This window comes from Paenibacillus tritici (assembly GCF_018207515.1).
GTDB classification, from domain to species: Bacteria; Bacillota; Bacilli; order Paenibacillales; family Paenibacillaceae; genus Paenibacillus_AQ; species Paenibacillus_AQ tritici.
Map to the genome: position 1 here is coordinate 1,753,136 of NZ_CP073365.1, position 25,718 is coordinate 1,778,853.

General features: G+C 52.7%; 21 protein-coding genes. 16 read left to right on the top strand and 5 right to left on the bottom strand.

The annotated features are described in order from the left end of the window. Positions 1-98: 98 nt before the first annotated feature. The gene (locus KDC22_RS07475; protein WP_211722579.1) at positions 99-1,088 is read left to right on the top strand and encodes a zinc-binding dehydrogenase; all 990 of its coding nucleotides are present in this window, start codon (positions 99-101) and stop codon (positions 1,086-1,088) included. A gap of 143 nt (positions 1,089-1,231) precedes the next feature. On the opposite strand, the gene KDC22_RS07480 is transcribed toward KDC22_RS07475, so the two are convergent. After that, the gene (locus tag KDC22_RS07480; RefSeq protein ID WP_211722580.1) at positions 1,232-2,971 is read right to left on the bottom strand and encodes an ABC transporter ATP-binding protein; all 1,740 of its coding nucleotides are present in this window, start codon (positions 2,969-2,971) and stop codon (positions 1,232-1,234) included. A 138-nt stretch (positions 2,972-3,109) separates the two neighbouring features. On the opposite strand from KDC22_RS07480, the gene KDC22_RS07485 reads away from it, so the two are divergent. From KDC22_RS07485 to KDC22_RS07500, 4 genes are all read left to right on the top strand, one after another. Further along, a complete protein-coding gene (locus tag KDC22_RS07485; RefSeq protein WP_173130974.1) occupies positions 3,110-4,549 on the top strand; it encodes an ABC transporter permease in 1,440 nt (479 codons plus the stop codon). A 15-nt stretch (positions 4,550-4,564) separates the two neighbouring features. Continuing rightward, on the top strand, positions 4,565-6,073 hold the full coding sequence (locus tag KDC22_RS07490) for an ABC transporter permease (protein ID WP_211722581.1): 1,509 nt from the start codon (positions 4,565-4,567) through the stop codon (positions 6,071-6,073). 77 nt (positions 6,074-6,150) lie between these two features. After that, on the top strand, positions 6,151-7,992 hold the full coding sequence (locus KDC22_RS07495; protein WP_211722582.1) for an ABC transporter substrate-binding protein: 1,842 nt from the start codon (positions 6,151-6,153) through the stop codon (positions 7,990-7,992). Positions 7,993-8,449: 457 nt separating this feature from the next. After that, on the top strand, positions 8,450-9,115 hold the full coding sequence (locus tag KDC22_RS07500; RefSeq protein WP_211722583.1) for a serine/threonine protein kinase: 666 nt from the start codon (positions 8,450-8,452) through the stop codon (positions 9,113-9,115). A gap of 21 nt (positions 9,116-9,136) precedes the next feature. On the opposite strand, the gene KDC22_RS07505 is transcribed toward KDC22_RS07500, so the two are convergent. Then, entirely contained in the window at positions 9,137-10,081 is a 945-nt protein-coding gene (locus KDC22_RS07505) for an NAD(P)-dependent oxidoreductase (protein ID WP_211722584.1), read from the bottom strand. Between the two features lie 195 nt (positions 10,082-10,276). On the opposite strand from KDC22_RS07505, the gene KDC22_RS07510 reads away from it, so the two are divergent. Then, positions 10,277-10,672, top strand: coding sequence for a DUF488 domain-containing protein (locus tag KDC22_RS07510; protein ID WP_211722585.1), 396 nt, complete (start codon positions 10,277-10,279; stop codon positions 10,670-10,672). Positions 10,673-10,742: 70 nt separating this feature from the next. Here KDC22_RS07510 and hmpA read toward each other — a convergent pair whose 3' ends face one another. Further along, positions 10,743-11,924, bottom strand: coding sequence for an NO-inducible flavohemoprotein (gene hmpA, locus KDC22_RS07515; RefSeq protein WP_211723934.1), 1,182 nt, complete (start codon positions 11,922-11,924; stop codon positions 10,743-10,745). A gap of 587 nt (positions 11,925-12,511) precedes the next feature. Here hmpA and KDC22_RS07520 point away from each other — a divergent pair. Continuing rightward, positions 12,512-13,048, top strand: coding sequence for an RrF2 family transcriptional regulator (locus KDC22_RS07520; protein ID WP_211722586.1), 537 nt, complete (start codon positions 12,512-12,514; stop codon positions 13,046-13,048). On the opposite strand, the gene KDC22_RS07525 is transcribed toward KDC22_RS07520, so the two are convergent. Then, the gene (locus tag KDC22_RS07525; RefSeq protein ID WP_173130995.1) at positions 12,957-13,373 is read right to left on the bottom strand and encodes a hemerythrin domain-containing protein; all 417 of its coding nucleotides are present in this window, start codon (positions 13,371-13,373) and stop codon (positions 12,957-12,959) included. The genes KDC22_RS07520 and KDC22_RS07525 overlap by 92 nt on opposite strands. 315 nt (positions 13,374-13,688) lie before the next feature. Between KDC22_RS07525 and KDC22_RS07530 the strand changes: the two genes are divergently transcribed. Genes KDC22_RS07530 through KDC22_RS07565 form a run of 8 tightly spaced genes read left to right on the top strand, consistent with a single transcriptional unit; the run spans position 13,689 to position 22,949 of the window. Further along, positions 13,689-17,363: a nitrate reductase subunit alpha gene (locus KDC22_RS07530; protein WP_211722587.1), complete on the top strand. Its 3,675-nt coding sequence runs from the start codon at positions 13,689-13,691 to the stop codon at positions 17,361-17,363. Next, complete coding sequence (narH, locus tag KDC22_RS07535) at positions 17,353-18,924, top strand: nitrate reductase subunit beta (protein WP_173131001.1); 1,572 nt, start codon at positions 17,353-17,355, stop codon at positions 18,922-18,924. Before KDC22_RS07530 ends, narH begins: the two co-directional genes overlap by 11 nt. Beyond that, positions 18,917-19,483: a nitrate reductase molybdenum cofactor assembly chaperone gene (gene narJ, locus KDC22_RS07540; protein ID WP_173131004.1), complete on the top strand. Its 567-nt coding sequence runs from the start codon at positions 18,917-18,919 to the stop codon at positions 19,481-19,483. Before narH ends, narJ begins: the two co-directional genes overlap by 8 nt. Further along, positions 19,480-20,166, top strand: a complete 687-nt coding sequence (gene narI, locus KDC22_RS07545) for a respiratory nitrate reductase subunit gamma (RefSeq protein WP_173131007.1) — start codon at positions 19,480-19,482, stop codon at positions 20,164-20,166. Before narJ ends, narI begins: the two co-directional genes overlap by 4 nt. A gap of 53 nt (positions 20,167-20,219) precedes the next feature. After that, the gene (locus tag KDC22_RS07550) at positions 20,220-20,678 is read left to right on the top strand and encodes a GAF domain-containing protein (protein ID WP_211722588.1); all 459 of its coding nucleotides are present in this window, start codon (positions 20,220-20,222) and stop codon (positions 20,676-20,678) included. Positions 20,679-20,710: 32 nt separating this feature from the next. Further along, a complete protein-coding gene (locus KDC22_RS07555; RefSeq protein WP_211722589.1) occupies positions 20,711-21,742 on the top strand; it encodes a sensor histidine kinase in 1,032 nt (343 codons plus the stop codon). Between the two features lie 7 nt (positions 21,743-21,749). After that, positions 21,750-22,397, top strand: a complete 648-nt coding sequence (locus tag KDC22_RS07560) for a response regulator transcription factor (protein ID WP_173131013.1) — start codon at positions 21,750-21,752, stop codon at positions 22,395-22,397. Positions 22,398-22,421: 24 nt separating this feature from the next. Next, on the top strand, positions 22,422-22,949 hold the full coding sequence (locus tag KDC22_RS07565; RefSeq protein ID WP_211722590.1) for a hemerythrin domain-containing protein: 528 nt from the start codon (positions 22,422-22,424) through the stop codon (positions 22,947-22,949). An 88-nt stretch (positions 22,950-23,037) separates the two neighbouring features. On the opposite strand, the gene KDC22_RS07570 is transcribed toward KDC22_RS07565, so the two are convergent. Beyond that, on the bottom strand, positions 23,038-23,943 hold the full coding sequence (locus KDC22_RS07570; RefSeq protein WP_173131425.1) for an Rpn family recombination-promoting nuclease/putative transposase: 906 nt from the start codon (positions 23,941-23,943) through the stop codon (positions 23,038-23,040). Positions 23,944-24,212: 269 nt separating this feature from the next. Here KDC22_RS07570 and KDC22_RS07575 point away from each other — a divergent pair, with 269 nt between their 5' ends. Beyond that, positions 24,213-25,703, top strand: a complete 1,491-nt coding sequence (locus tag KDC22_RS07575) for a nitrate/nitrite transporter (RefSeq protein ID WP_211722591.1) — start codon at positions 24,213-24,215, stop codon at positions 25,701-25,703. The last annotated feature ends 15 nt before the right edge of the window (positions 25,704-25,718 follow it).

Below are 25,718 nucleotides of genomic sequence, written 5' to 3' on the forward strand. Positions count from 1 at the left end.
TTGTGATAGTCACTTTCAGTTCTGATCATTTTACCGGATTCCTTCCACTAAGTACAATTGAGTATAGATTCATTACTAACGACTTAGGGAGGATCAGAATGAAAGCAGTTGTACATGTTGGATATGGCGGCCTGGAGGGCTTGAGATACGAAGATATGGTGGACAAACAGCCGGGGGCCGGTGAAGTAAAAATAAGATTAAAGGCTGCAGGGCTGAACCACAGGGACTTGTTCATCATGGCAGACCGGACAGAACCGGATGTCCCTCTAATTATAGGTTCTGATGGTGCAGGCAGGATTGAAGCGGTAGGGGAAGGTGTAGCCAATCATACGGTAGGTGATGAAGTGATTATTAATCCGTGTATTGGATGGGAGTCGGCCGACAAGGTCCCGGACGTCCCAGCGATTGTGGGCGGTCCTTCGGATGGCACTTTTGCGGAGGCTATTATCATTCCATCACAAAATGCTGTCAGTAAGCCAGCTTACTTGTCGTGGGCAGAAGCGGGTGTGCTGCCTTTGTCCGCTTTGACGGCTTATCGGGCTCTGTTCACGAGAGGCTGCTTACAGCAAGGTGAGCATGTTCTGATCCCTGGCATTGGCGGCGGTGTGGCAACGTATGCCATGATGATGGCTGTAGCAGCTGGTGCGCGTGTCAGTGTTACTTCACGTAGTGAAATCAAAAGACAAGCTGCCCTCAACCATGGGGCTGACCACGCATTCGACAGTCATAGCGATTGGACAAAAAGTATGAACGGAGCCGCCGTGGATCTCATCCTCGACAGCATCGGACCGGCAACGTTCCCGCACTACTTTGAGGTTATTAAACCGGGTGGCCGGATTGTCACCTTCGGAGCCAGCTCGGGAGATCAGATGCAGTTCCCCATGAGATCCTTATTTTTTCCTCAGATCAGTATCATTGGCAGCTCAATGGGCAGTAGTGAGGAGTTCGCTGATATGCTTCAATTTATGGAGCGTCACGCACTGCATCCTATCATTGACCGGGTATATCCGTTACAAGACGCGGTACAGGCATTTCACCGTATGCAGCAGGGGGAGCAATTCGGGAATATTGGAATAACAATGTATTGAGTCCGGAAAAATCGAACGAAATATTCTCTATTTTGCAATTGCTCACAAATAGTTGACAACAAGTACAAAGGGACAGGCGGATGCCTGTCCCTTCTTAAGCGATTAATCGAAATGTAGGGCGGCCCTCACTCAGCCTCCACCCCTCAGCCCGTTGGCAGAGCGACCCAATGGCCCGGCGAGACCTCGACCAGACTGGACTGGTCAAGATTGTATTTGTCACCGCCGCCGCTGTGTTCTTCCAGCAGGACACGCTTTTTGGCCGCTTCGATCTTCGGGTCGGGTACGGGGATAGCGGCCAGGAGCGACTTCGTATAATCATGCTGCGGATTGGTGTACAGCTCTTCGCTCTCGGCCAGCTCGACAATCCGGCCATTGTACATCACGGCAACCCGGTCGCTGATATGTTTGACCATGGATAAGTCATGGGCAATGAACAGGTACGTCAAGGCAAGACGCTGCTGCAGATCCTCCAGCAGCTTGACGACCTGGGCCTGAATGGACATATCCAGTGCAGACAGCGGTTCATCGCAGACAATGAACTTCGGCTCAACGGCCAGGGCACGGGCGATGCCGATCCGCTGCCGCTGGCCGCCGGAGAATTCATGCGGGTAGCGGATCGCGAGCGCCGGGTCCAGCCCGACCAGGTCCAGCAGCTCCTCCACCCGTCTCTTCCGCTCGTTCTTGCTGCCGGCGAGCTGATGCACATCCAGAGCTTCGCCGATGATATCCATCACCTTGAAGCGCGGATTCAGGGAAGCGTACGGGTCCTGGAAGATCATCTGCATATGGCGCCGCATGGTCTTCATCTCCTGGGCGTTCAGCCGGTTCACTGCCATACCGTGGAACAGCACATCGCCGCCTGTCGGTTCGTGCAGGCGGAGAATAGAACGTCCAGTCGTAGACTTCCCGCTGCCGGATTCACCGACCATGCCGAGCGTCTCCCCTTCACGGATATGGAAGCTGATATCATTCACTGCACGCAGCACCCGGCCTTTGCCCAGGTTGAAATGCTGCTTCAGCGATCTGACCTCCAGCAGCGGCCGCTTGCCTTCACCCTGTATAATCAGGCCGGGCGGCTTCGGCTTCTTCTTCTCGTCCAGCCGGGGCAACGCATTCAGCAGCCGCTGCGTATAAGGATGCTGCGGGCGGGCGAAGATGTCCGCGGTGGTGCCGGTCTCTACGATCTCCCCGTCCTTCATCACCGCCACGCGGTCACACATCCCCGCAACGACCCCCAGATCATGGGTGATCAGAATGATGGAGGTGCCCAGGCGCTGCTGCATATGCTTCATCAGATTGAGGATTTGGGCCTGAATGGTCACATCAAGCGCCGTAGTCGGCTCGTCTGCAATGAGCAGCGCCGGCTGGCAGACCAGAGCGATGGCGATCATGACCCGCTGCCGCATCCCACCTGAGAATTCATGCGGGTATTGCTGGTAGCGTGCTTCGCTGTCGCGGATGCCGACCTGCTTCAGCATCTCCAGCGCCTCCTGCTTCGCAGCCTTGCGGGACAACTTGCGGTGCTTGATCAGGCTCTCGCTGATCTGTTCCCCGATGCGGATCGTCGGGTTCAGCGAGCTCATCGGGTCCTGGAAGATCATTCCGATCTCCCTTCCGCGGATATTCTCCATCTGCTTCTCCGATTTCGCTGCGAGATTATCTCCGAGGAAGAAGATCTCTCCGTCCTTATGAAGTGCGGGCGGGGAAGGCAATAGTCTCATGATGGAACGGGCGGTGACGCTTTTGCCGCTGCCCGATTCCCCGACAATTCCCAGCGTTTCCCCTTTATGTACTTCAAAGCTTACGCCGCGGACGGCGGCGCGCTCCTCATCATGGCTCTGGAAAGAGATGTGCAGATTATTTACTGTCAAAATCGGTTCCATAGTTACACCTGCCAATTTTCCTGAAATTTTAGATAACATAGCTTGACTTTAGACCACTCTATTAATAAAATATACCTTATCTATCGGAATAGTACAAATTCAAAAATGAAAAATGAAAGATTGAGGAGGACAGGTACTATGGAGGCGGCAAAAAGTGGAGGCATACCTGTCGCAGAGGTCATAGGTGATGCTTACGGCAAACTGCTGCAGAACGCCTCATACCGTTATTTCGCCCTGGTGCTCGGCGCACCTGTTAATCTGTTCACGCTGCTTGTTCACCGTACCCGCACAGCCGGGGATATCCATACCTCCGTCCTGCGGGAGACACGGGAGGAGCTGCTGGCTTCGGGGCTTCAGAAGGAGCTGCAGGCGGACTTCACCGACCAATTGCAGAGCAAGGCCAGATTCTTCGGGCAGCAGCTGACTGACACTGAGCTTGAGGCAGAAGCGCAGAAGCTGACAGCAGAACGGTTCGAGCATATGGCTGCGCAGCGGGCGGAGCGCAGGCTGCAGGAGCAGGGACTTACCAGATCAACGTTTATCAGTACCTTTCGGTCACTGCTGCAGCATCCGTTATTTTTACCGTTATCATTCATTCCGGGCCTGCCGCTATATCTGTTAATTTGGCTCTATAGCAGCCCGTATCTCAAATACATATTTGAAAGATTAGTAATGACGGTATTCGTTATTTTCGGCGTGGCAGTGCTTGTCTTCACCATATTGTATATCTCGCCGTTCGATCCCGCAGTCAATATTCTCGGCCAGACAGCCACCGATGCGCAGATCATCGAATTCAACAGGGTATACGGGCTGGATCAGTCTTATCTGGTGCAGCTATGGGATAATATCAAAGGAATTGCGATGTTCGACCTCGGCAAATCGTTTGCGGGGAATGAAGAGATTGTCTCGGCCATCGGACGCAAATTCCCGGTTACGCTGGAGCTGACGCTGTTCTCCCTGCTGATGGCTGTGGGGATTGCCATTCCCATCGGCATTATCTCGGCCGCGAAGCCCAATTCCTGGTTCGATTATACCTTCATGCTGATTGCGCTGATCGGCTTGTCGATCCCGAGCTTCTGGCAGGGGCTGGTCTTCATCCTTGGCTTCTCCATTAAGCTGCAGTGGCTTCCGGCAACGTTCAATCCGGGGAACTGGCTGACCTTCATTATGCCGGTGGTGGTCCTGGGAACAGGCCTGACGGCAGCGATTGCCCGGATGACCCGGGCGTCCACGCTTGAGGTCATTCACGAAGATTATATTATCACAGCAACCGCCAAAGGGCTAAGCAAACGTAAGGTGCTGCTGAAGCACGCTGTACGCAATGCGCTCATCCCGATTGTGACCGTGATCGGCCTTCAATTCGGAGCCATGCTGGGCGGGGCTGCCGTTACAGAAAAGGTATTCAACATCAGCGGGCTGGGCAGCTACATCGTAGATAAGCAGTTCATTCCCGACATTCCGGCCATTATGGGCGGGGTGGTCTATACGGCAATCACCATTTCCTTGATCAATGCCATTATTGATATTCTATATGCTTTTGTGGACCCGCGTATCCGGTCCAAGATGAAACAATACTGATAGCAGGTGACATTCATGGTTAACACTAACGCTGACAGGCGCGCAGCAGAGCTTAGACTCACAACCTCCCAGGATTACCGGCAGGCAGGCTTCGCATGGGCCGGATCGCTGATCATAACCCTGGTCCTGCTGCTTGGCAGTTATGACTGGGAGAGAGAAGCGTTCAAGCCTTATATAGGGATTGCCTGCCTGATCTATGGGATCTTTACCCTAATCCAGGTGCTGGTAACCCTGCTGATTCGCCGGGACCTTATCCTTAAGGGAGACATCCGCGCCAGAACCCGCGCTCTGGGTTATATTCAGCTCCTCAGCCTGGTGACTGCCAATGTATTCCTGGTAACAGCAGCGCTTCAGTTAATCCAGAAGCGTAAGTCACCGGAGTACACCCTGGCCGTGTACACCCTGCTGACACAGATAGCCGTGATTGGCATCTCGGCCTTGAACCTCTACAAGCCTTATGTAGCGGACACCTTCCTCACAGGAATGTTTGTCCTGCTGGCGGTAGCCGTATTCCATCTACTCGTGGTTGTGCTTACGGCCAGATTCGTAAGCCGCCGCCAGATCTCCCGGAAGCTGGTCTGGATCGCTTATCCGCTGCTCCTCACCTCGCTGACCGGTAATTTGTTCGCGCTGGCCCTGGGCATCATTCTGCTGGTCCGAATCCGCAACCGGGACAATCCGGCAGTAGCCGGGTGGGAGGATGTGCTGGAGCGGATGACCCGGAACACGACGGCGATGCTGGGTCTGCTGTTCATTGCCTTTCTGTTCTCCGTCTCCGTCTGCAGCTATGTTACCTTTGATTACGGAATGGCGGTAGACAACAACTATTCACTGATTCTGCAGCCGCCGTCATTAGCGTATCCGCTGGGCACGGATAATTTCGGACGCTGCCTGTTTACACGGATTATTTTCGGGGCGCGCATTTCCCTGATTGTCGGGGTCATGTCTACGGTTCTCCCGCTTCTATTAGGAGGAACGCTGGGAGCGATATCCGGCTACTATGGACGTTATACCGACAACATCATTATGCGTGCGCTGGATGTGCTGTATGCCATTCCCGGCATCCTGCTGGCGATTGCGATTATTGCCGCCTTCGGTGCCAATACAGTCAACCTGATTCTGGCGTTAAGCGTCGGGGCGATCCCGACCTACGCCCGGACCATGCGGGCCAATGTGCTGCAGGTCTCCACTTATGAATATGTGGATGCGGCGCGGGCCTTCGGCTCAAGCAACAGGTCGATTATTTTCAAGCATATTGTTCCGAATTCGCTGGCGCCCATGATCGTCAAGGCAACACTGACCATCGGCGGTGCGGTAATATCCACCAGCAGCCTCAGCTTTCTGGGTCTGGGCATCGAACCCCATATCCCGGAATGGGGCAATATTCTCAAGCTGGGCAGTACGTATCTGGAGACGAACTCGTATCTGGCGATTTTCCCGGGACTGGCGATTATTGCCCTGGTGCTGTCGTTCAACTTCTTCGGCGACGGGCTGCGCGATGCGCTTGATCCCAAAATGGATTAAACGGGAAATTGGAAAATTCGTCTGAAGCTGACGTTTTTCATAGAGAAATTAGATATACCACCTGGGAGGGAACTGTAATGAAAACAAAATTCACACTGGCTCTGCTGCTGACTCTGGTACTGATCCTTAGCGGCTGCTCTGTAGCAACCAAATCGGATAGCACCGGCAATAAGGCTGAACCCTCTTCTTCTGAAGCTCCGGCAACTGCGCCTGCGGGCGAGGGGACACCGGTTAATATTGAAGTGCTTGGCATGAGCAGCAATGAATCTGACCTGAATATTGTCAGAGATCAGCTGACCAAGAACGGATTCAACGTGAAGCTGAATATTCAGCCCGATTATGCCAGCTTCAAGGCCCAGGAGGATGCAGGCAACTTCGATGTGTCGCTCTCCGGCTGGACTACCGTTACAGGGAATCCCGATTATGCAGTGAGATCGCTGTTCACCACCGGCGGGGACTACAGCATTCAGTCCGATGCCGAGCTGGATACGCTGATTAACAAAGCAGCCGCGCAGACGCCGGAAGAATATGTGCAGACATACAAGGATTTCGAGCAGCGTCTGGTGTTCGATGAAGCCCGTATCGCTCCGCTGTATATCTCCCTCAAAAGCCAGGCCGTCAACAAAGAGGTACTGAAGGCCGATTCTGTGAGACTGTCCAAATCCCGCGCCCTGGCCTGGGAGGATATAGACTTCATTGATACTGCCAAACGTGCGACCACTCCGCTGATTCTGTCCCAGGCGTTATCCAACCTGACTTCCCTGGACCCGATCAAAGGAAATGACGGTTCGATCAACCAGCTGAATACGAATATGTATGTGCGCCTGGTCAACCTGACGGATGATGACAAAATCACTTCCGACGCTTCGCTGTCCCGCAACTATAGTATTGCAGACGGTAATCAGGACTACTATTTCATCCTGCGCGACGACATCAACTTCGCCAAGATCGAGAATAAAAAAGCGGTGGATACCGGAGAACGTGTAGGCGGCGACGATGTCGTGTTCTCCCTGGACCGTGCCAAGAATAAGGATTCCGTGCCGGATCACCGTACCTACAGTCTGCATGAGCATATCAACAAGGTTGAGGTGTTCACTGACCTGAACGCTCTCGGCTCCATTAAGCAGGCAGGCGGTAAGGGGACGGTCAAGGAAGCGCTGGAGCAGGGGCTTGAAGCGCCAATCTCCGAACTCGTAAGCGACAAGAAGCAGGCCAACAACAAGCAGGGCAAATATCAGGTGGTCAAGCTGACGACGACCGAGCCTTTTCCGCAGGTGCTGAATTATCTGGCGCATCAATCGGCCGGTATTGTGTCCAAGAAGCAGGTTGAGAGCATCAACACCTATGATGTAGCTACCTTCGATGTCAACAAGGATATCCCTTATGGTGACCAGAATACCGTTACAGAAGGCGACAAGTACGACAACAAGCTGTATGCCAGCGGTCCTTACATTCTGTCTTACAAGAATGACTACGAAGGAGTCTTCCTGAAGAACCCGGTTTATCAAAAAGGAACAGACAACGAAGCGCTGATCAATCAGGTCAATGTACGCTTTATTGCCGACGCTGACAGCACCTTGTCCGCTCTGCGCAGCGGTGAAATTTATGTATACTATGGTGTGCCGGAGACCAAATATGATGTGGTTGAAGGGGACAGCAAGCTGCAGCTGAAGAGCATTCCGAGCAACGCGATGAGCTACCTGCTGTTCAACACCAAGAACCGCGATGTAGCAAACAGCACAGATCTCCGCAAGGCTGTACTCTACTCCATCAATCAGGATGAGATTCTGGCCTTCTATAAGGGGAAAAAGATCAAAGCCGTCTCCACGGTCAGCCCGCTGATCGACACCGGAAATGAACTGAAGGCCGATCCGGCCAAGGTAAAAGAATTCCTGGCCGCTTATCAGGCCGCCAAGTAATAGAGCTGAAGCTGCCTGGCTGAGGCTTAACCAATTCATATCCAGAGAGGGCTGTCCCCAAAGTCATGATATGGCTGATGGGGACAGCCCTTTTTTTGTTGAGCGTGCCTGTTAGAATTTGCTGTACCTCCTAAATTGGCAAGCCGGATGCTAGAGACCGGAATTAGTTGGATTAGTTGGATTTCCTACACTTACTGATGAGCGAATAGGAGCTACTGGGTCAGTAGTTGGAAAAACAGCACTTAGCTAACTCCATTTCACCCAAAGTAGCGAAAACCATCAATAGCAGATGCTGTTTTTCCACTTGCTTACCCACAATCCGCCGAAATCAACAAATTAGGATACCTTTTTCCACTTGCTTGTTGTAGGGAGCGGAGACGAATTAGCTGATTCTCTTGTTTTGTCGTAAACTAGACGGATAGAGTAACAATTGAACAGAGCTGCGGGGTGAGTAGAAATGGAGAAGCTGCTGGAGCAGATCACAGGTGAACTGCTGGACAAGGTAATCGTAGAAAGTGTTGATCCGCAGGAGCCGGTGCAGGTCCGCAGCGTACCCAAGCCCTGGAGGCTTCTCGGGACCGGGAATTATGCCGCTGTCTTTTATCATCCGGGGGCTGCGGAGTATGCGGTGAAGGTCTATGCTCCGGGCAGGCCGGGCCTTGAGGAAGAAGCTGAGGTGTACCGCCGTCTCGGCCCCCATCCTGCATTCTCTGAATGCTATTATACCGGACCGGGCTTCCTGGTCTTGAAACGGCTGAACGGGGTCACCTTCTACGATTCTATGAAACGGGGAATTCTGATCACGGAACAGGCGATAGAGGATATTGACAAGGCCCTTCAGTATGCCAGAGCACAGGGGCTTCATCCGCATGATGTCCATGCCAAGAATGTAATGCTTCAAGACGGCCGCGGCCTGATTGTGGACGTATCCGATTTCCTGAAGCAAGAGGATTGCAGCATGTGGGAGGATTACAAGAAGGCGTATTACCAGTTGTACCGGCCGGTGGCCTCCCGCTGGATGTTTCCGGTTCCCCGGCTGGTCCTGGAGATGGTCCGCAGGGGCTACCGGCTATGGAGGCGGCGGAAGCAGTGGCGCAACTGGTTAGCGCATTTGAAAAAGTAGCTTTTACTGCACCCGAAGCTATTATAACTGATTGAGCTTGCTTTCAGGCTCTTCACCATTGTCTACACGTTTTATGTTATTGATGAAGAAATCATATCTTTTTTTATGGAATTTACGGCCATCCGGCATTCCTGCGGTATGAGGAGTAAGGATCACATTACCCAGATTCCGGAGCCCGCTGTCCATAGGAAGCGGTTCTGATTCATACACATCCAGGCATGCGCCTGAAATATCCCCGTTTTTCAAGGCATCCATCAAGTCTCTTTCATGGACAATACCGCCGCGGGCTGTATTGATGAACAGACTGGTATTCTTCATTTTCTGGAATGCCTCTTTGTTGATCAGCTGTTTGGTTTGCGGAGTCAAAGGTACATGTACACTGACGATGTCCGATGAGCTTAGAAGAGTATCTAAATCTGTCATGTTCACCAAACCGTCAGACTGAGAAACACCATGTCTCGCATAAGCCAGTACATTCATATCAAAAGCCCTGCAAAACGCAGCTACTTTTTTGCCGATAGCACCCAGACCGATAATTCCAATCGTTTTGCCTTGTAATTCACTCCCTGTATAGTCCAGTTGATGTTCATCCCGCTTGTTTTTCATGAAGTTATCAAGAAACGGTATGTTTTTATAATAAGACAAGATCAGTGCCATTACGTGCTCGGCCACTGCCTGTGCATTCACTCCGGCAGCATTGGCCACCCAGATCCCGAGCTGTGTACAGGCAGGGATATCTACATTATCAAATCCAGCACCCGTCTGAACCAATTTTAACTCTTGGGCGTTAGCCAGCAGGCTGTGATCCACTTTAATATGTTCAGGGATGAGCACCTGGCAATCTTTAATATGATGCAGCATTTCTTCCTCGGGCGGGACAACCACAACGTTCCAGTCTTGCGGGAAATACCTTACAATATTTGATTGTGCAGACTCATTAAAATAGCCAACGATCAGAATCTTCATTACTTAACCACCTTTCTTAGCCCATGGAGGATCGGAATTAGTATTAATGATAATTTTAAACCTACAGGTTAATGTTGTAAAATCAAATACCGATACCATCTGCGATGGAGAAGGAATATACGGGGCTGGGCGTAGGCAGATCATAGGCTCCATGGTATATTGAGTGCATTTAGTGGTTGTCAGGAGGGATACTGAATGTTGAAGCATTCCGGCCGCAAGGCCGCCGAAGCCCCATATGCTATAGGTCTGAAGCGGATATATGAGCCTGCGGCGCCAGAGGACGGGTACCGGATACTGGTGGACAGGCTATGGGCGCGCGGAATTACGAAACAGCAGGCTGCGATAGACGAGTGGATGAAGGAGATTGCTCCAAGCCCGGAGCTGCGCCGGTGGTTCGGCCACCTGCCGGAGCGGTTCGCGGTATTCAAGGACCGTTATACAGTGGAGCTGGAGGAGAATCCTGAATGTGTAAGACTTGCTGAGTCTATCCGGGAGCGGGCAGTTAAGCAGCAGGTTACGCTGGTCTATGCCGCGAAGGACCCTATCCATAACCATGCGAATGTACTTTATGAATGGCTGATCTCCCGTTAAAAAGCACACGGGCCGCCTACGAATGGTTAAGAATTCGGCAGGCGGCCCGTGTGCTTTTATTAAATCGGTTCTACGCGTTGCTTAGCTGAAGGGCGGGTCCGAAGAACTCGTAATGAATCTGCTCATCCTTCATCCCGAGCGCCCGCAGTTCTCCGATCATCGCTTCCATGAAAGGAACAGGGCCGCATACGTAAGCATCTCCGGTAACATCTACATAGCTCTTCAGGATTTCGCCAGTGATGACGCCATCCGGGCCGCCGGAGTAGAAGGTTCTGGTCTGTACATTGCTCATGGCCGCAGCATGTTTCTCAATATCCTTAACGAAAGCGGCGAGCGATTCATTCCTTGCAGAATGCAGGAATACGGTTTTGCGGTCCGGTGTTACAGCTGCAACGGTCTCGAACATACTCATCATGGGGGTAATACCTACGCCGCCTGAGATGAAGGCTACAGGTGTGGTTGCGGCCGTATCCAGCAGGAATTCACCGGCCGGTGCGCTTACCTCAACAGTATCTCCTTCATTCACCTGGTTATGGAGATAGACGGAAACTACACCATTCGGATCATTCGTCTCTTCACGCTTCACGGAAATACGGAATTCATCTGCCCGGGGAGCCTGCGACAGGCTGTATTGGCGGATCATGGTGTATTGCTCTCCGGGAATCAGCACACGGATCGAGATGTACTGGCCCGCCTTGTAATCCGGTACGCCTAAGCCGTCCGCCGGCTTCAGGTAGAACGAGGTGATACTGCCGCTCTCCTGAACCTTACGCACAACGGTAAAAGGCTTGAAGAAGTTCCAGCCATTGTCCTGTTCGCGCGCTTCCTTGTACATGCTGTCTTCGACGCCGATGAACGCACCGGCAATGACGCCGTACGCCGCTTCCCAGGCACTGAGGATCTCATCCGTAGCAGCATCGCCCAGCACTTCCTTGATGGCTTTCAGCAGGAATTCCCCGACAATCGGGTAATGCTCCGGCTTGATGCCGAGACTGACATGCTTGTGCGCGATCTGGACTACCGCCGGAAGGATGTTCTCCAGGTTGTCTATATGGACTGCTGCGGCGTAGACCGCATTGGCCAGTGCCGCCTGCTGGCGGCCTTGCGCCTGGTTGGCGTGGTTGAACACATTCAGCAGTTCCGGGTGGGCCTCGAACAGATTCCGGTAAAACACCGTTGTAATCGTAGTACCGTGTTCCGCCAGGACTGGCGCTGTGGATTTGACAATGTCACGAGTGTGTTGTGATAAAATATCAATCATCCCCTCTCCATATATTACAAAATTAATATATACGCTTTTTAAGATAAAAGATATATTTAAAATACCACTTTAACAAAATGGACAAATAATATGATATCATCTGTAAAAAATATCACTTACTTGAGGCGAAATGCGTATCTTCCTTCTTCGCTTGTTGGCTATACGTGCACAAGCCGGGATGTTAGATGGCGTGGTATAGTTGGATGGAGGGTATGGTTGGTTCCGTAGTTTCGACGGGAGGGCATAACAGGTGGATTTTCTCCACTTGCTGATCTCTGGAAGAGTCCTGGCTGGCCAGCAGATGGATAAACAGCACTTAATTATTCGCAATTTTTCCAAAGAGGCCCAATCGGCGTTATATAGATGCTGTTTTTTCACTTGCTTTCGTATAATCGGCAGAAATCGAGAAATTAAACTACCTTTTTCCACTTGCTTGTTTTGTTGCTGGGGGACTTGCTCAACTTCCTTCTAGATTGGACGCTGTTTCTGTCCGTATGACATCGACTTGATGGAAGCCGCTGTTCGCGGCAGAAATCCGTTGACAGCATTGCATTTGTAAACAGAATGGAGAGAAGAGAATGAGGCTGACGTTATATACCGACTACTCCTTGCGCATCCTCATGTATCTCGGAGCGAAGCAGCGGGAAGAGCTGACTACTATACAGGATATCTCCAGTGCTTATGGCATCTCCAAGAATCATCTGATGAAGGTGTCGCATGAGCTCGGCAAGGCGGGTTATATTGAAACGGTCAGAGGGCGCGGGGGAGGGATCAGGCTGGCGCGTGCGCCGGAGACGATCAATATCGGGGAGGTCGTGCGCCGGATGGAGGATGATTTCTATCTCGTCGAATGCTTCCAGCCTGCAGGCGGCAGTTGTCCGATCTCCCCGGTATGCAGACTCAAAGGCGTGCTGAGCAAAGCCCTGAACGCCTATCTGCAGGTACTGGGCGAGTATACGCTTGAGGATCTGTTAATGAATAGAGATGATCTGCGTGCCATTCTGCAGGAGAGCAGCAGCCATGCTACTCCCCGAACAGAAGACGTTCCTCATCCCGGCTATGAATCGCATTCACTACCAGCAGCGCGTGGAATTGGTGAAGCACCGCAGGAGTAAGCCCTTCTTCCGCCAGCATGGCTTTGACATCCTGTACGATGATCCGCAATAGCTCATGATCCCGCTTCAGCCGGATAACGGGTGCCTCCAGGTCCGGATTCTTCGCAATCATCTCCTGATAAAAGCCGTCTTCTTCCGCATCGGCATGGCTGAGAATCCGCGTCTCCCAGTACTCAATCAGGTGGTCCGCCGCCTGGCGGGCCACTTCGGCTTCCTTCATCTCCAGCAGTTCTTCCACTTCTTCTGTCTTGGCTACAGCGCCGGAGAGCCCGCCCTGATGTATGGCATGATGGGCGTGCAGCTGGCGCAGTGAGGGTCCTGACATCCTTGTTCATCCTCCCATGTATTGCACCTATAAGATTTCATATGTTCCACAGTATAACACATAGGGCTGCAGTGGAATTCCCGCTAAGAGCTTCCCCCGGGGATAAAGAGGGAACTCCCTAATGGGGACTCCTGCCCGGCAGGTACCATGCAGAATCACAGCTTTTCTCCTCAGCGGGAAAGGCTTGTTTGCTGTGGGCTGAGATCGAGGGAATTCCCGAGGTTCAATAGGTGTTTCCCTAATGGGAAGCGCGGCCGGGTAGATCCATAATGAGATTAATTGAATAGATTCGCGGAAAAGGAGTGTTCTGGATACATGAAGAAGAAATTCGGCCTTAACTTTTTTAAGCCGGTGGAGAGCTATTCCGGGAACTGGTCCATACTTGAAGAGAAAAATAGAGATTGGGAGAATATGTACCGCCAGCGCTGGTCTCACGATAAAGTAGTACGCACCACCCATGGGGTCAACTGTACAGGCTCCTGCAGCTGGAAGGTGTTCGTGAAGAACGGAATCATCACCTGGGAGAACCAGCAGATCGACTATCCGTCCTGCGGACCGGACATGCCGGAGTTTGAACCGCGCGGCTGTCCCCGCGGAGCCACCTTCTCCTGGTACGAATATAGTCCGCTGCGCGTGAAGTACCCTTATATCCGGGGGAAGCTGTGGCGGCTGTGGCAGACGGCGCTCCAGGAGCATGACAATTATGTCGATGCCTGGGCCAGTATTGTGGAAGATCCCGGGAAGGCCAGCCTGTATAAGAAGGCGCGCGGCAAAGGCGGTCATGTCCGGGTAGCCTGGGAAGACGCATTGCGGCTGATCGCGGCACAGCTGATCTATACGATCCGTAAGTACGGTCCCGACCGTATCGCCGGGTTCACCCCGATTCCGGCCATGTCTATGGTCAGCTACGCTTCGGGTGCACGGTTCATCTCGCTCCTGGGCGGTCAAATGCTGAGCTTCTATGACTGGTATGCCGATCTTCCTCCGGCTTCGCCGCAGATCTGGGGCGAACAGACAGATGTCCCGGAATCCTCGGACTGGTACAACGCCGGTTACCTGATGATGTGGGGCTCGAACGTACCGCTTACCCGGACGCCGGATGCCCACTTCATGACCGAAGTGCGTTATAAAGGAACCAAGGTCGTGTCGGTAGCCCCGGATCTCGCCGAGAATGTCAAATTCGCCGACAATTGGCTGGCACCGAATCCCGGTTCGGACGCAGCGCTTGCCCAGGCCATGACGCATGTCATCCTGCAGGAATTCTACCAGGAACGCCAGGAGCCGATGTTCCTGAATTATGCGAAGCAGTATACCGACATGCCGTTCCTGATTCTGCTTGATCCCCATGAGGATCACCTGAAGGGCGGACGTTTCCTGCGGGCGAGCGATCTTGGAGATGCCTCCCCGCATTCAGACTGGAAGCCGGTCATCTTCGATGAGGCTACAGGTGAGATGATGGTTCCGAACGGTACGATGGGGCAGCGCTGGGAAGAGGGCAAGAAGTGGAACCTGATTCTGGAGCGGGAGGACGGCAGCAGGGTCGAGCCGGCCCTGACCATGGAAGGCCATGGGGAAGAATGGACGGAAATCGTGTTCCCGTATTTCGACAATGCCGGTAACGGCACGTTCAGCCGGATCATTCCGGCCCGGAAGATGAAGCTTGCGGACGGTACAGAACGTTATGTAGCCACCGTATACGATTTGATGATGAGCCAATACGGCATTAAGCGCAGAGACAGTCTGCTGAACGCCAAGGGGTATGAGGATGAACTGTCCCATTACACTCCAGCCTGGCAAGAGAAGATTACCACCGTGAAGGCAAGTGTAGTCGTTCAGATTGCCCGTGAGTTTGCCCAGAACTCCATTGAGACGGGCGGACGCTCCATGATTATCATGGGTGCAGGCATCAACCACTGGTTCAACAGTGATACCATCTACCGCTCCATCCTGAATCTGGTCGTACTGACCGCCTCCCAGGGCGTTAACGGCGGCGGCTGGGCCCATTATGTCGGCCAGGAGAAATGCCGTCCGATTGAGGGCTGGTCAACTGTTGCGTTTGCCAAGGACTGGCAGGGGCCGTCGCGGCAGCAGAACGCAACCTCGTTCTTCTACTTTGCCACAGAGCAGTGGCGTTATGAGGAGAGCGGCACCGATTCGCTGAAATCGCCGACAGGCGGGGATGTAGCTTACCAGCATCCGGCGGATTACAACGTTCTGGCTGCGCGTCTCGGCTGGCTGCCTTCCTTCCCGCAATTTAACAAGAACAGCCTGCTGTTCGCCGAGGAAGCAGCGCAGCAGGGCAAGAAGACGAACAGTGAGATTATCAGCCACACCGTGGAAGAGATCACCTCGCGGAAGACACGTTTTGCTGTGGAAGATCCTGGCGCACCCGAGAACTTCCCACGCTCCCTGTTCATCTGGCGCTCGAACCTGATCTCAAGCTCTGCCAAAGGCCAGGAATACTTCATGAAGCATTTGCTCGGAGCCTCGGACGGTCTGCTGGCGGAGCCGAATGAAGAACAGAAGCCGGAGGAGATTGTCTGGCGCGGGGATGTGGAAGGCAAGCTGGATCTGATGGTAGCCCTGGATTTCCGGATGACGACTACGCCGCTGTATGCGGATATTGTGCTGCCTGCTGCAACCTGGTATGAGAAAACAGATCTGTCGTCCACCGACATGCATCCGTTCGTCCATCCGTTCAATCCGGCCGTGAATCCGCTATGGGAATCCCGTTCCGACTGGGATATCTACCGCCAATTATCAGAGGTATTCTCCGAGATGGCGAAGTCGCAGCTCCCTGGCGTCTATAAAGATGTGGTGATGTCTCCGCTGGGCCATGACTCCATCAGTGAAATTTCACAGCCGATGGGTCTGGTCAAGGATTGGACCAAGGGCGAAGTGCCGGCCATTCCGGGTAAAACTATGCCGAACTTCACCATTGTGGAGCGGGATTACACCCAGATTCATGACAAATACACTTCGCTAGGACCGAATCTGGCAACCGGTAAGGCCGGCGCGCACGGCATCAGCTTCTCTGTCGCTGAGGAATATGAGGAGCTTAAGAAGATCAGCGGCGTGCATTACGATGAAACCATCAAAAACGGACTGCCGAAGCTGCAAACCGCCCGTCAGGCTGCGGATACCATTCTTCATCTGTCTTCAGCCACCAACGGCCGCGTCTCCCAGAAGGCCTATGCTGCGGCAGAACAGGATTCAGGTGTAGAGCTCCGCGACATCTCGGCAGACCGGGCCGCCGAGAAAATTACGTTCCAGAGCATCACCGCCCAGCCGCGCGAAGTGATTCCGACACCGGTATTCAGCGGCTCGAACAAGCAAGGGCGGCGTTATTCACCGTTCACTACGAATATCGAACGTCTCGTTCCGTTCCGCACCCTGACGGGGAGACAGCATTTCTACATTGACCATGAGATCTTCCAGCAGTTCGGCGAAGCGCTGCCGGTCTATAAGCCGACACTGCCTCCGATGGTCTTCGGGCCGCGCGACAAGGAAGTGAAGGGCGGGATGGATGCGCTGGTCCTGAGATATCTGACACCACACGGGAAATGGAATATCCATTCAACCTATCAGGACAACCAGCACATGCTGACATTGTTCCGCGGCGGTCCGACGGTGTGGATCAATAATGAGGATGCAGCAGCCCATGACATTGCGGACAACGACTGGCTTGAAGTCTATAACCGTAACGGTGTCGTCACGGCACGAGCGGTTGTCAGTCACCGGATGCCCAGAGGCACCATGTTCATGTATCACGCCCAGGATAAGCATATTCAGGTGCCGGGCTCCGAGATTACGGATACGCGCGGCGGAAGCCACAATGCGCCAACCCGGATTCATCTGAAGCCAACCCAGATGGTCGGCGGATATGCCCAGCTCAGCTACGGCTTCAACTACTACGGTCCGATCGGCAACCAGCGTGATGTCTACGTAGCCGTCCGCAAAATGAAGGAGGTCAACTGGCTTGAAAATTAAAGCGCAAGTGGCAATGGTAATGAATCTGGATAAATGCATCGGCTGCCACACCTGCAGCGTGACCTGCAAGACGACCTGGACGAACCGCAAGGGTGCGGAATATATGTGGTTCAACAATGTGGAGACGAAGCCGGGCATCGGTTATCCGAAGCGCTGGGAAGACCAGGAGCTGTACAAGGGGGGTTGGCAGCTGCGCAAGGGCAAGCTGGAGCTGAAATCCGGCAATAAGCTGTCCAAGATCGCGCTTGGCAAGATTTTCTACAACCCCGACATGCCGGAAATGAAGGATTATTATGAGCCGTGGACGTACAACTACGAGCATCTGACGAATGCAGGGGAGCAGAAGCATTCCCCGGTAGCACGGGCCCACTCTGCTGTAACGGGCGAGAAGATGGACCTGGAATGGGGACCGAACTGGGAGGATGATCTGGCAGGCGCACATGTTACCGGGCCGCTTGACCCGAACATTCAGAAGATCGAGGAAGAGATCAAGTTCAACTTCGAGAAATCCTTCATGATCTATTTGCCCCGTCTGTGCGAACATTGTCTGAACCCGAGCTGCGTGGCGTCCTGTCCTTCAGGCGCGATGTACAAACGCGATGAGGACGGCATTGTCCTCGTGGACCAGGAGGCCTGCCGCGGCTGGAGATATTGTATGACAGGCTGTCCTTATAAGAAGGTGTACTTCAACTGGCAGACGAACAAAGCGGAGAAATGCACGTTCTGCTTCCCTCGTGTGGAGGCAGGTCTGCCAACGGTATGCTCCGAGACCTGCACCGGCCGTATCCGTTATCTCGGGGTACTGCTGTATGATGCCGACAAGGTGCTTGAGGCGGCGTCCACCCCGGACGAGAAGGATCTGTATAAGGCACAATGTGATTTGTTCCTGAATCCGCATGATCCGGAGATTATGGCTCAGGCCAGAAAAGACGGCATCTCCGAGGACTGGCTGGAGGCTGCCCAGAACTCGCCGGTCTACAAGCTGGCGATTGAGCACAAGCTGGCCTTCCCGCTTCACCCGGAATACCGGACCCTGCCGATGGTATGGTACGTCCCGCCGCTTAGCCCGATCATGAATTACTTTGAAGGCAAGGATTCGCTGAAGAATCCCGATATGATCTTCCCGGCGATCGAAGAGATGCGTACGCCTATCCAGTACCTGGCGAACATGCTGACAGCCGGCGATACGGAGACTGTGAAGGAAGCTCTGCAGCGGATGGCGATGATGCGCTCCTATATGCGCGCCCAGTCCACCGGCCAGGAGTTCGATCTCAGCCGTCTTGACCGGGTCGGTATGACCGCACAGCAGACGGAGGAAATGTACCGGCTGCTCGCAATCGCCAAGTACGAAGACCGTTTCGTTATCCCGACCTCCCATAAGGAGCAGCACATGAACCCTTACCGTGCCCAAGGCTCAGCCGGTTACGGCAACGGGATGGGCGATATGGGCTCCGGCTCCGGCTGTGACGGCTGCGGACCGGCCAGCCCTTCCGGTGATGCCATGAAGACGGGCAAGGAGATGTATGAAGAGAATTTCTACGGGGGGATCTGGCGTGATTGATCTGATCAAACTGCATCATTATAAGCAATCCTTCGGTTATTTCGCCCTGCAGCTCATGTACCCGGAGAAGCTGGATTTCCATCCGGCTCTGCTGGAAGAGGCGTTTGACCCCCATCACCCGGGCTATGCCCATGTGCAGACCTATTGGCAGCAGATGCAGAGCTTCAGCCTGGAAGAGATTCAGGAGAATTATGCAGCTACCTTTGATTTCCAGAAGGACTGTGCGCTCTATATGACCTATTTCAAATTTGAGGAGGCCAAGGAACGCGGGCAAATGCTCGCCAAGCTGAAGCTTCTGTATGAAATGTTCGGCCTAATCATGCCGGAGAGTGAGCTGCCTGATTATTTGCCGCTGATGTGCGAATTTCTATATGCCGCGGAGTGGCTGGATATCCCAGGCGCGCCGGAGAACTTCCGGATGCTGATTGCGGTGCTGGAGGATGGCACGTATCATCTGCTCACGGCGCTGGAGCGTAATGAAAGTCCTTATTATCACCTGGTTAGAGGTTTGCGTAATACCTTCAAAGCTTGTGCGGAACAGGAGGCCCTGAGTCAATGAATATGGCGGGTCAGTTTTTATGGGTTATTTTCCCTTATATGTGTATGGTGGTGTTTGTCGGCGGTCATATTGCCCGCTACCGGAAGGATCAGTTCAACTGGACGGCCAAATCCAGTGAATTCATTGAGAAAAAACAGCTGAAATTCGGCAGCATTCTGTTCCATCTCGGCATCATGCCGGTCATTCTCGGCCACATCGGCGGGCTAGCCGTTCCAAAATCCTGGCTGGAGGCCGTAGGCGTAAGTGATCATCTGTACCACATTGGCGCAGTATACATCGGAGGAATCTTCGGTGCGGCTACCCTGCTCGGGATGCTGATTCTGACCTCACGGCGCTTCACACTGAAGAATGTCCGCCGGCTCAGCAGCGCCTCCGATCTGATTGTCAACTCGCTGCTCCTGTTCATTGTATTCATGGGGATGTACTCCACTATTGTCACGAATGTGGTACAGCCGGAGTTCGATTACCGGGATACGATATCTGTGTGGTTCCGCGGCTTGTTCCTGTTCCGGCCGGACCCGTCGCTGATGAGCGGAGTGCCCTTCTCCTTCAAGCTTCACATCCTGTCAGGGTTCGCAATCTTTGCCTTCTGGCCGTTCACCCGGCTGGTCCATGTCTGGAGCGTTCCGTTGAATTATGTAGGCAGAAGTTATATCCTATACAGAAGAAATAAATCAAATTAACGGAAGAGAGCAGCGTGGACTTCTTTCCCTGTTCTATCCGAGGAGAGAAAGCGATGATGAATCAGGTGGATTACCAAATCAAGCTTGACCAGATCCGCATAGCCCTGGGGTATGACTTCATGTCGCTGGCGTTCGCCGAACCGGCGGAATATGACTATGTGATCCGGTGGAAATACGCCTCAGGCAATATCAGTGACCGTTACAAACGGATTGTGCTGCAGTCCGGCAGAGGGATTGCAGGAATCGTATTCAAGACCGGTAAGCCGTTCTTGATTCCGTCTGTGAAGCTCGTAGTGAAGGCCGATACCTTATTCAATTATCCCATCACCAAGATAGAGAATCTGAACAGCATCGGGGCTGTGCCGATGTGGAATGATGCCCGTGTGGCAGGCGTGCTTCTGGGCGGCTTCAGGGGTGAACAGCAGGTAACCGCTGAAATGCTTAGAGACCTGGAAGCGGTAGCGCGGAGGGGGATTGGAGACTTGAACGGGAAGGAATTGTTGCTCAGTTGATGATATCCGGAACGGATTTGCGTAGCACGCTCATGACGAAGCTGTTCGAGAACAGCTCGGAAGCGATGTTCTTTTTTGACCGGGAAGGGAAAGCCTTGGCCATGAATCCGGCTGCCGAAGCCATCGTCGACAAGGATGTTCTGAAGCAGCTGTATCAGGGGAATCCTGAAGCACTCTGCGGAACCTGCCGGGGATATACCAGTGAGACGGAGCTGCGTACCTGCCTGAATTGTTATTTTCATACACCGGACTTGGAGGAGTTCACCTCGTATCAAGTCTATCTGGAGACTAGGGACAAGGGGGTTGTCCCTTATGCGGCAACCTTCCACACTATAGATGAAGAGAACGGGATCAGAATCTTCATGCTCAGGGATCTGACGAGGCAGTTCAAGACGCAGGAGAAGTTCTACCAGAACAAGATGATGAAGCATATTATTGAGGCCCAGGAGAATGAACGCAAGCGGATCTCCCGTGAACTGCATGATAGCGTTGCGCAAGAGCTGATGAGTGCTGTGATTGATCTGCGTGTGCTGAAATATATGACAGCCGACGACGGGCTGCTGAAGAAGATGAAGCAAACTGAAGTGTCCATGACCCGGCTGCTGAATGATATCCGCAACCTATCGGTAGAGCTTAGACCGGCTGCCTTGGATGACTTCGGGCTGGAGGCGGCCTTCCGCTCCCACTTCAAGCGGGTGGAACAAACCTACGGCCTGCTGATTGAATATGAATCCCGGCTCTCGGAGAAGCGGTATGGGAGCGAGATCGAGACGGTCATGTACCGGGTATGCCAGGAGGCTGTGCTGAACGCCCTGAAGTATGCCCAGGTGGACAGCGTCAAGGTCTCGCTTACCGAGACCGGCGGCATCCTGCTGCTGCGGGTTGAGGATGAGGGTATCGGCTTCCATCCGGGAGACGAGCCTGCGGGAACCGGCCTTGGCCTGTTCGGGATGCAGGAACGGGCGGAGCTGGTGGGCGGCACCTTCAGTGTGGATTCACAGCTGGGCAGGGGGACCCGAATTGTTTTACAGGTGCCGGTAGGAATGGCCCAAGGAAAGGAATGAGCTTCTGATGAAGATCGTCATTGCAGACGACCATGCGATTGTGCGCAGCGGATTCTCCATGATTCTCAATTTCCAGGATGACATTGAAGTGATCGGAGCGGCGGCTGACGGCAGGGAAGCTTATACCATGGTAGCCAAATTCCGGCCGGACATTCTGATCATGGATTTAAGTATGCCTCCGGGAGAAAGCGGGCTGACCGCGACCGGCAAGATTAAAGAGGATTATCCCGATACCAAAATTCTGATTCTCACGATGCATGACGATGATGAATATCTTTTCCATGTCCTGAAGAACGGGGCCTCCGGTTATGTGCTCAAGAGTGCGCCGGACGAGGAGCTGCTGCTGGCCATCCGGACTATCTATGAAGGCGGCACTTATATTCATCCCAAGATGGCTACGTCGCTGGTCCGCGAGTTCATTAAGCAGGAGAAGACCGCCGGGACCGAGGACCTGTTCGAGCTGTTGTCCAAGCGGGAGCTGGAGATTCTGCCGCTCATTGCCAAGGGATACGGGAATAAGGAGATCGCCGAGAAGCTCTTCATTTCCGTGAAGACCGTGGAAGCCCACAAAGCCAAAATTATGGAGAAGTTAAACCTTAAAAGCCGGCCGGAGCTGGTCGAATATGCTTTGAGGAAAAAAATGCTGGATTTCTGACCGGCAACGGGAGGGGTTAGCTGTATGCCGGAACATACAGGCCTCAGGTTTACGCTGCCCGCGATGCGTATCCTTGAGAATGAACACCGCTATTTATCTTTTCTGATGGAGGAATGGCATGAGCTCGTGCTGTGGTATGAGCAGGAGCCGCTCGCTCTGGAAGAGGCCCGGACCCGGCTCCATAAGCTGCGCCAGGCGATCCTGGAGTTCGTGGAGCCGCTGAAGAAGCATACCGGGAAGGAAGAAACGCATTTCTTCCCGCTGCTGGGTAATTATATCGGCTTTGAGCAAGGGCCGCTGGCCGGCATCCAGGAGGAGCACCGCGAGATTGACGGATATATCGGGCATTTCCTGCATCACTCCGAGGGGAATATAGACCAGATGCCGCTTGAGGCGATCCGTTCAGCCGTTCAGGATGCGGGGGAGGCCTTTGAGGTGCTGACGGTGCATTTTGTCAAAGAAGAGACGGTGATCTTTCCGATGGGCGAGACTCAGTTGAGCGCGAAGGATAAGGAACGTTTAAGTAAACAGTTAAATACGCTTATTACGTGACAAAAAACAGGCCGCTCCAATTCCATTGGGCGGCTTTTTGATACTTTTGATAATAGGAGAATTTATACTTTTTCAACAGGAGGTTCGGTCAGTGCTTCCCCATCTGTGATTTCAACCTTAAGATTTGTTGTTCTGTGAGACCTGAAGCTTTAAGAATAACTGAGGTTTCTACTCCAAGCGCAAGAAGTTCAAGTACTATGGCTTCTGCCTTTTTTTGTTCACCCTTAGCAATTCCCTCCGCAATTCCTTCAGCAATTCCTTCCGCACGTCCTTCCGCACGTCCTTCCGCTTTAGCACCGTTCATCCGTGAAGCCTCGTCACGCAAATACTTCATCCGGGCATCATACTCCATACGTGTAGCGGCATCCTGGCTCAGAAATTCAAGTGTATCCATTGCTTTTTTTAACATGGGTTCATTCATGGTCAGCACCTCCCAGTTTGGTTGTTCAACACCCTTCAGGAATAATAACCAGTTGATTAAACCGCTTGTTAACGGTATTACCTGCTCCTCGAGCTTTGTTAATTCCATCACATGAATCTCTAGATCATTGTTAAGCGGAATCCCGGTATGATCTTCCCGAAGGCGAAAGACATTATGATGGCGGTCATTCGGTAGGCAGGAGTAGTTCAATATATTAATCGTAACACACTTTTTCAATTGGCTGTAATCGTCGCCCTTTTGAATTTGGTGATAGTACATCTCACTCCAGTAAAAAAGTGTCCGCTTCTCCATATTGTAAGGATTGAACAATTGCATTTCGATGTTGATCCGCTTGCCCTCTGCCGTTTTCGCCTTGATGTCCAGTATGGACTGCTTTTCAGCCGGAGCATCTTTATCTGTATAAGGATTCATTAATATGATCTCAGTCAACGGTGGTTCACCGGACTCCATAAAAGTACTGTTAAGAAAGGCTAAAAGCACATCTTTGTTGTTTTCACTGCCGAATATTTTCTTGAAGATAAAGTCGTTCCTTGCATCGAGCAATTCCACTATTATCACTCCAATCTAATAGGCTTATTATATCATGGCAGAATTACGCGTTGTAGACAAAATCAGCCTTTTTGTATACACACACATAATGCTATTCTGTCCCTAAAACTCTGTAATGCATACAGTCAATTAGGTGGCGTTATTTTTTCAGGGTTTACCCTGTCAGGGAAAGGGGACTCCCCTATATCTGAGCCGGGGAACGGCGGATACAATGAGTACAGAAGTATCTATAGGCATAAATCACAAGAAAAAACGGCGAAAAGGTGAGTCGAATGATTAGAAAAATGCAATTGCCCTTGCAAACCTTAAACTTGATTACCGGATTCATGGTGTGGGTGATTATCTCTTCCCTGATGCCCTTTATTTCGGAGGATATCAGCATCCCTCCAGGGCGGCTGGCCATGGTTACGGCCATTCCGGTTGTGCTTGGCTCGGTTTTAAGAATTCCGTTAGGCTATTATGCGAATATTCTGGGAGCGCGAATTATTTTTATGTCCAGCTTTATCCTGCTGCTGTTCCCGGTCTACTTCATCAGTGAAGCGTCCTCGGTCACTCATCTGATTATCGGAGGGCTGTTCCTGGGTGTCGGCGGAGCCGTATTCTCGGTAGGCGTAACCTCTCTGCCGAAGTATTATCCCAAGGAGAAGCATGGCCTGGTCAACGGAATCTATGGCATCGGGAATATCGGGACGGCGGTCACGACCTTCTCGGCCCCCATTGTGGCTGCACAGATCGGCTGGGGCCCTGCTGTCAAAATGTATCTGATTCTGTTACTGGTCTTCATCGCCCTGAACTTCTTCTTCGGGGACCGTCAGGAGCCTAAGCTCAGAACACCGATTATCGAGCAGATCAGGGGCGTATCTAGGAATGAGAAGCTATGGCTGTTCTCCCTGTTCTATTTCATTACCTTTGGCTCGTTCGTGGCGTTTACCATTTATCTGCCGAATTTTCTGGTCTCCAATTTCAGTCTGGAAAAAGTGGACGCCGGGATGCGTACCGCCGGCTTCATTGCAGTAGCCACCTTCTTCCGTCCGATCGGAGGCTGGCTGGCCGACAAGTTCCAGCCTTTGTTCCTGCTAATCTTCACCTTCAGTATCTATACGGTTGCAGCCATTATTCTGGCCTTCATGCCGGATATGGGCTTATACACAGTAGGTTGCCTGGCGATAGCAGTAAGCGCGGGAATCGGCAACGGGGTCATATTCAAGCTGGTTCCGCTGTACTTCAACAAGCAGGCGGGAATTGCCAACGGAATTGTGTCCATGATGGGCGGTCTGGGCGGATTTTTCCCTCCGATTATGCTGTCGGTCATTCATACGGCGACCGGACAATACTCCATCGGGTTCATGCTGCTCTCCCAGGTGGCGCTTGCCAGTCTGGTGCTGGTGGTATGGCTGTATTTCCAGGACCGTCTGGCCCTTACCTCTGAAGTGTTCAATTCGACCGGTCAGGGGATTCTGGTTACCGATGTATCCGGTCATATCAAGACGGTTAACCCGGCCTTCACGAAGCTCACCGGCTATACCGAAGAGGAGGTGCTGGGCAGACAGCCCAGCCTGCTGAAGTCCGGCCGCCAATCCAAGGACTTTTACCGCGCGATGTGGGGAGAGGTCAAGGAGAAGGGGATGTGGCAGGGTGAGATCTGGAACAGGCGCAAGAGCGGAGAAGAATATTTGCAGTGGCTGAATATCAGCGCAGTGAAGGATGAGACAGGGGAAGATGTCCGTTATGTAGGCACCTTCAGTGATATTACGCAGAAATAGACGGGGGATTGGGTA

Coding starts and splice junctions, on each gene's coding strand:
- narI (WP_173131007.1), top strand. CDS start 19,480: ATGAATATGGCGGGTCAGTTTTTATGGGTTATTTTCCCTTATATGTGT.
- KDC22_RS07525 (WP_173130995.1), bottom strand. CDS start 13,373: ATGTCAGGACCCTCACTGCGCCAGCTGCACGCCCATCATGCCATACAT.
- KDC22_RS07500 (WP_211722583.1), top strand. CDS start 8,450: ATGGAGAAGCTGCTGGAGCAGATCACAGGTGAACTGCTGGACAAGGTA.
- KDC22_RS07560 (WP_173131013.1), top strand. CDS start 21,750: ATGAAGATCGTCATTGCAGACGACCATGCGATTGTGCGCAGCGGATTC.
- KDC22_RS07520 (WP_211722586.1), top strand. CDS start 12,512: ATGAGGCTGACGTTATATACCGACTACTCCTTGCGCATCCTCATGTAT.
- KDC22_RS07480 (WP_211722580.1), bottom strand. CDS start 2,971: ATGGAACCGATTTTGACAGTAAATAATCTGCACATCTCTTTCCAGAGC.
- KDC22_RS07550 (WP_211722588.1), top strand. CDS start 20,220: ATGATGAATCAGGTGGATTACCAAATCAAGCTTGACCAGATCCGCATA.
- KDC22_RS07530 (WP_211722587.1), top strand. CDS start 13,689: ATGAAGAAGAAATTCGGCCTTAACTTTTTTAAGCCGGTGGAGAGCTAT.
- KDC22_RS07475 (WP_211722579.1), top strand. CDS start 99: ATGAAAGCAGTTGTACATGTTGGATATGGCGGCCTGGAGGGCTTGAGA.
- KDC22_RS07555 (WP_211722589.1), top strand. CDS start 20,711: ATGACGAAGCTGTTCGAGAACAGCTCGGAAGCGATGTTCTTTTTTGAC.
- KDC22_RS07505 (WP_211722584.1), bottom strand. CDS start 10,081: ATGAAGATTCTGATCGTTGGCTATTTTAATGAGTCTGCACAATCAAAT.
- KDC22_RS07510 (WP_211722585.1), top strand. CDS start 10,277: ATGTTGAAGCATTCCGGCCGCAAGGCCGCCGAAGCCCCATATGCTATA.
- KDC22_RS07485 (WP_173130974.1), top strand. CDS start 3,110: ATGGAGGCGGCAAAAAGTGGAGGCATACCTGTCGCAGAGGTCATAGGT.
- KDC22_RS07495 (WP_211722582.1), top strand. CDS start 6,151: ATGAAAACAAAATTCACACTGGCTCTGCTGCTGACTCTGGTACTGATC.
- KDC22_RS07575 (WP_211722591.1), top strand. CDS start 24,213: ATGATTAGAAAAATGCAATTGCCCTTGCAAACCTTAAACTTGATTACC.
- KDC22_RS07490 (WP_211722581.1), top strand. CDS start 4,565: ATGGTTAACACTAACGCTGACAGGCGCGCAGCAGAGCTTAGACTCACA.
- KDC22_RS07565 (WP_211722590.1), top strand. CDS start 22,422: ATGCCGGAACATACAGGCCTCAGGTTTACGCTGCCCGCGATGCGTATC.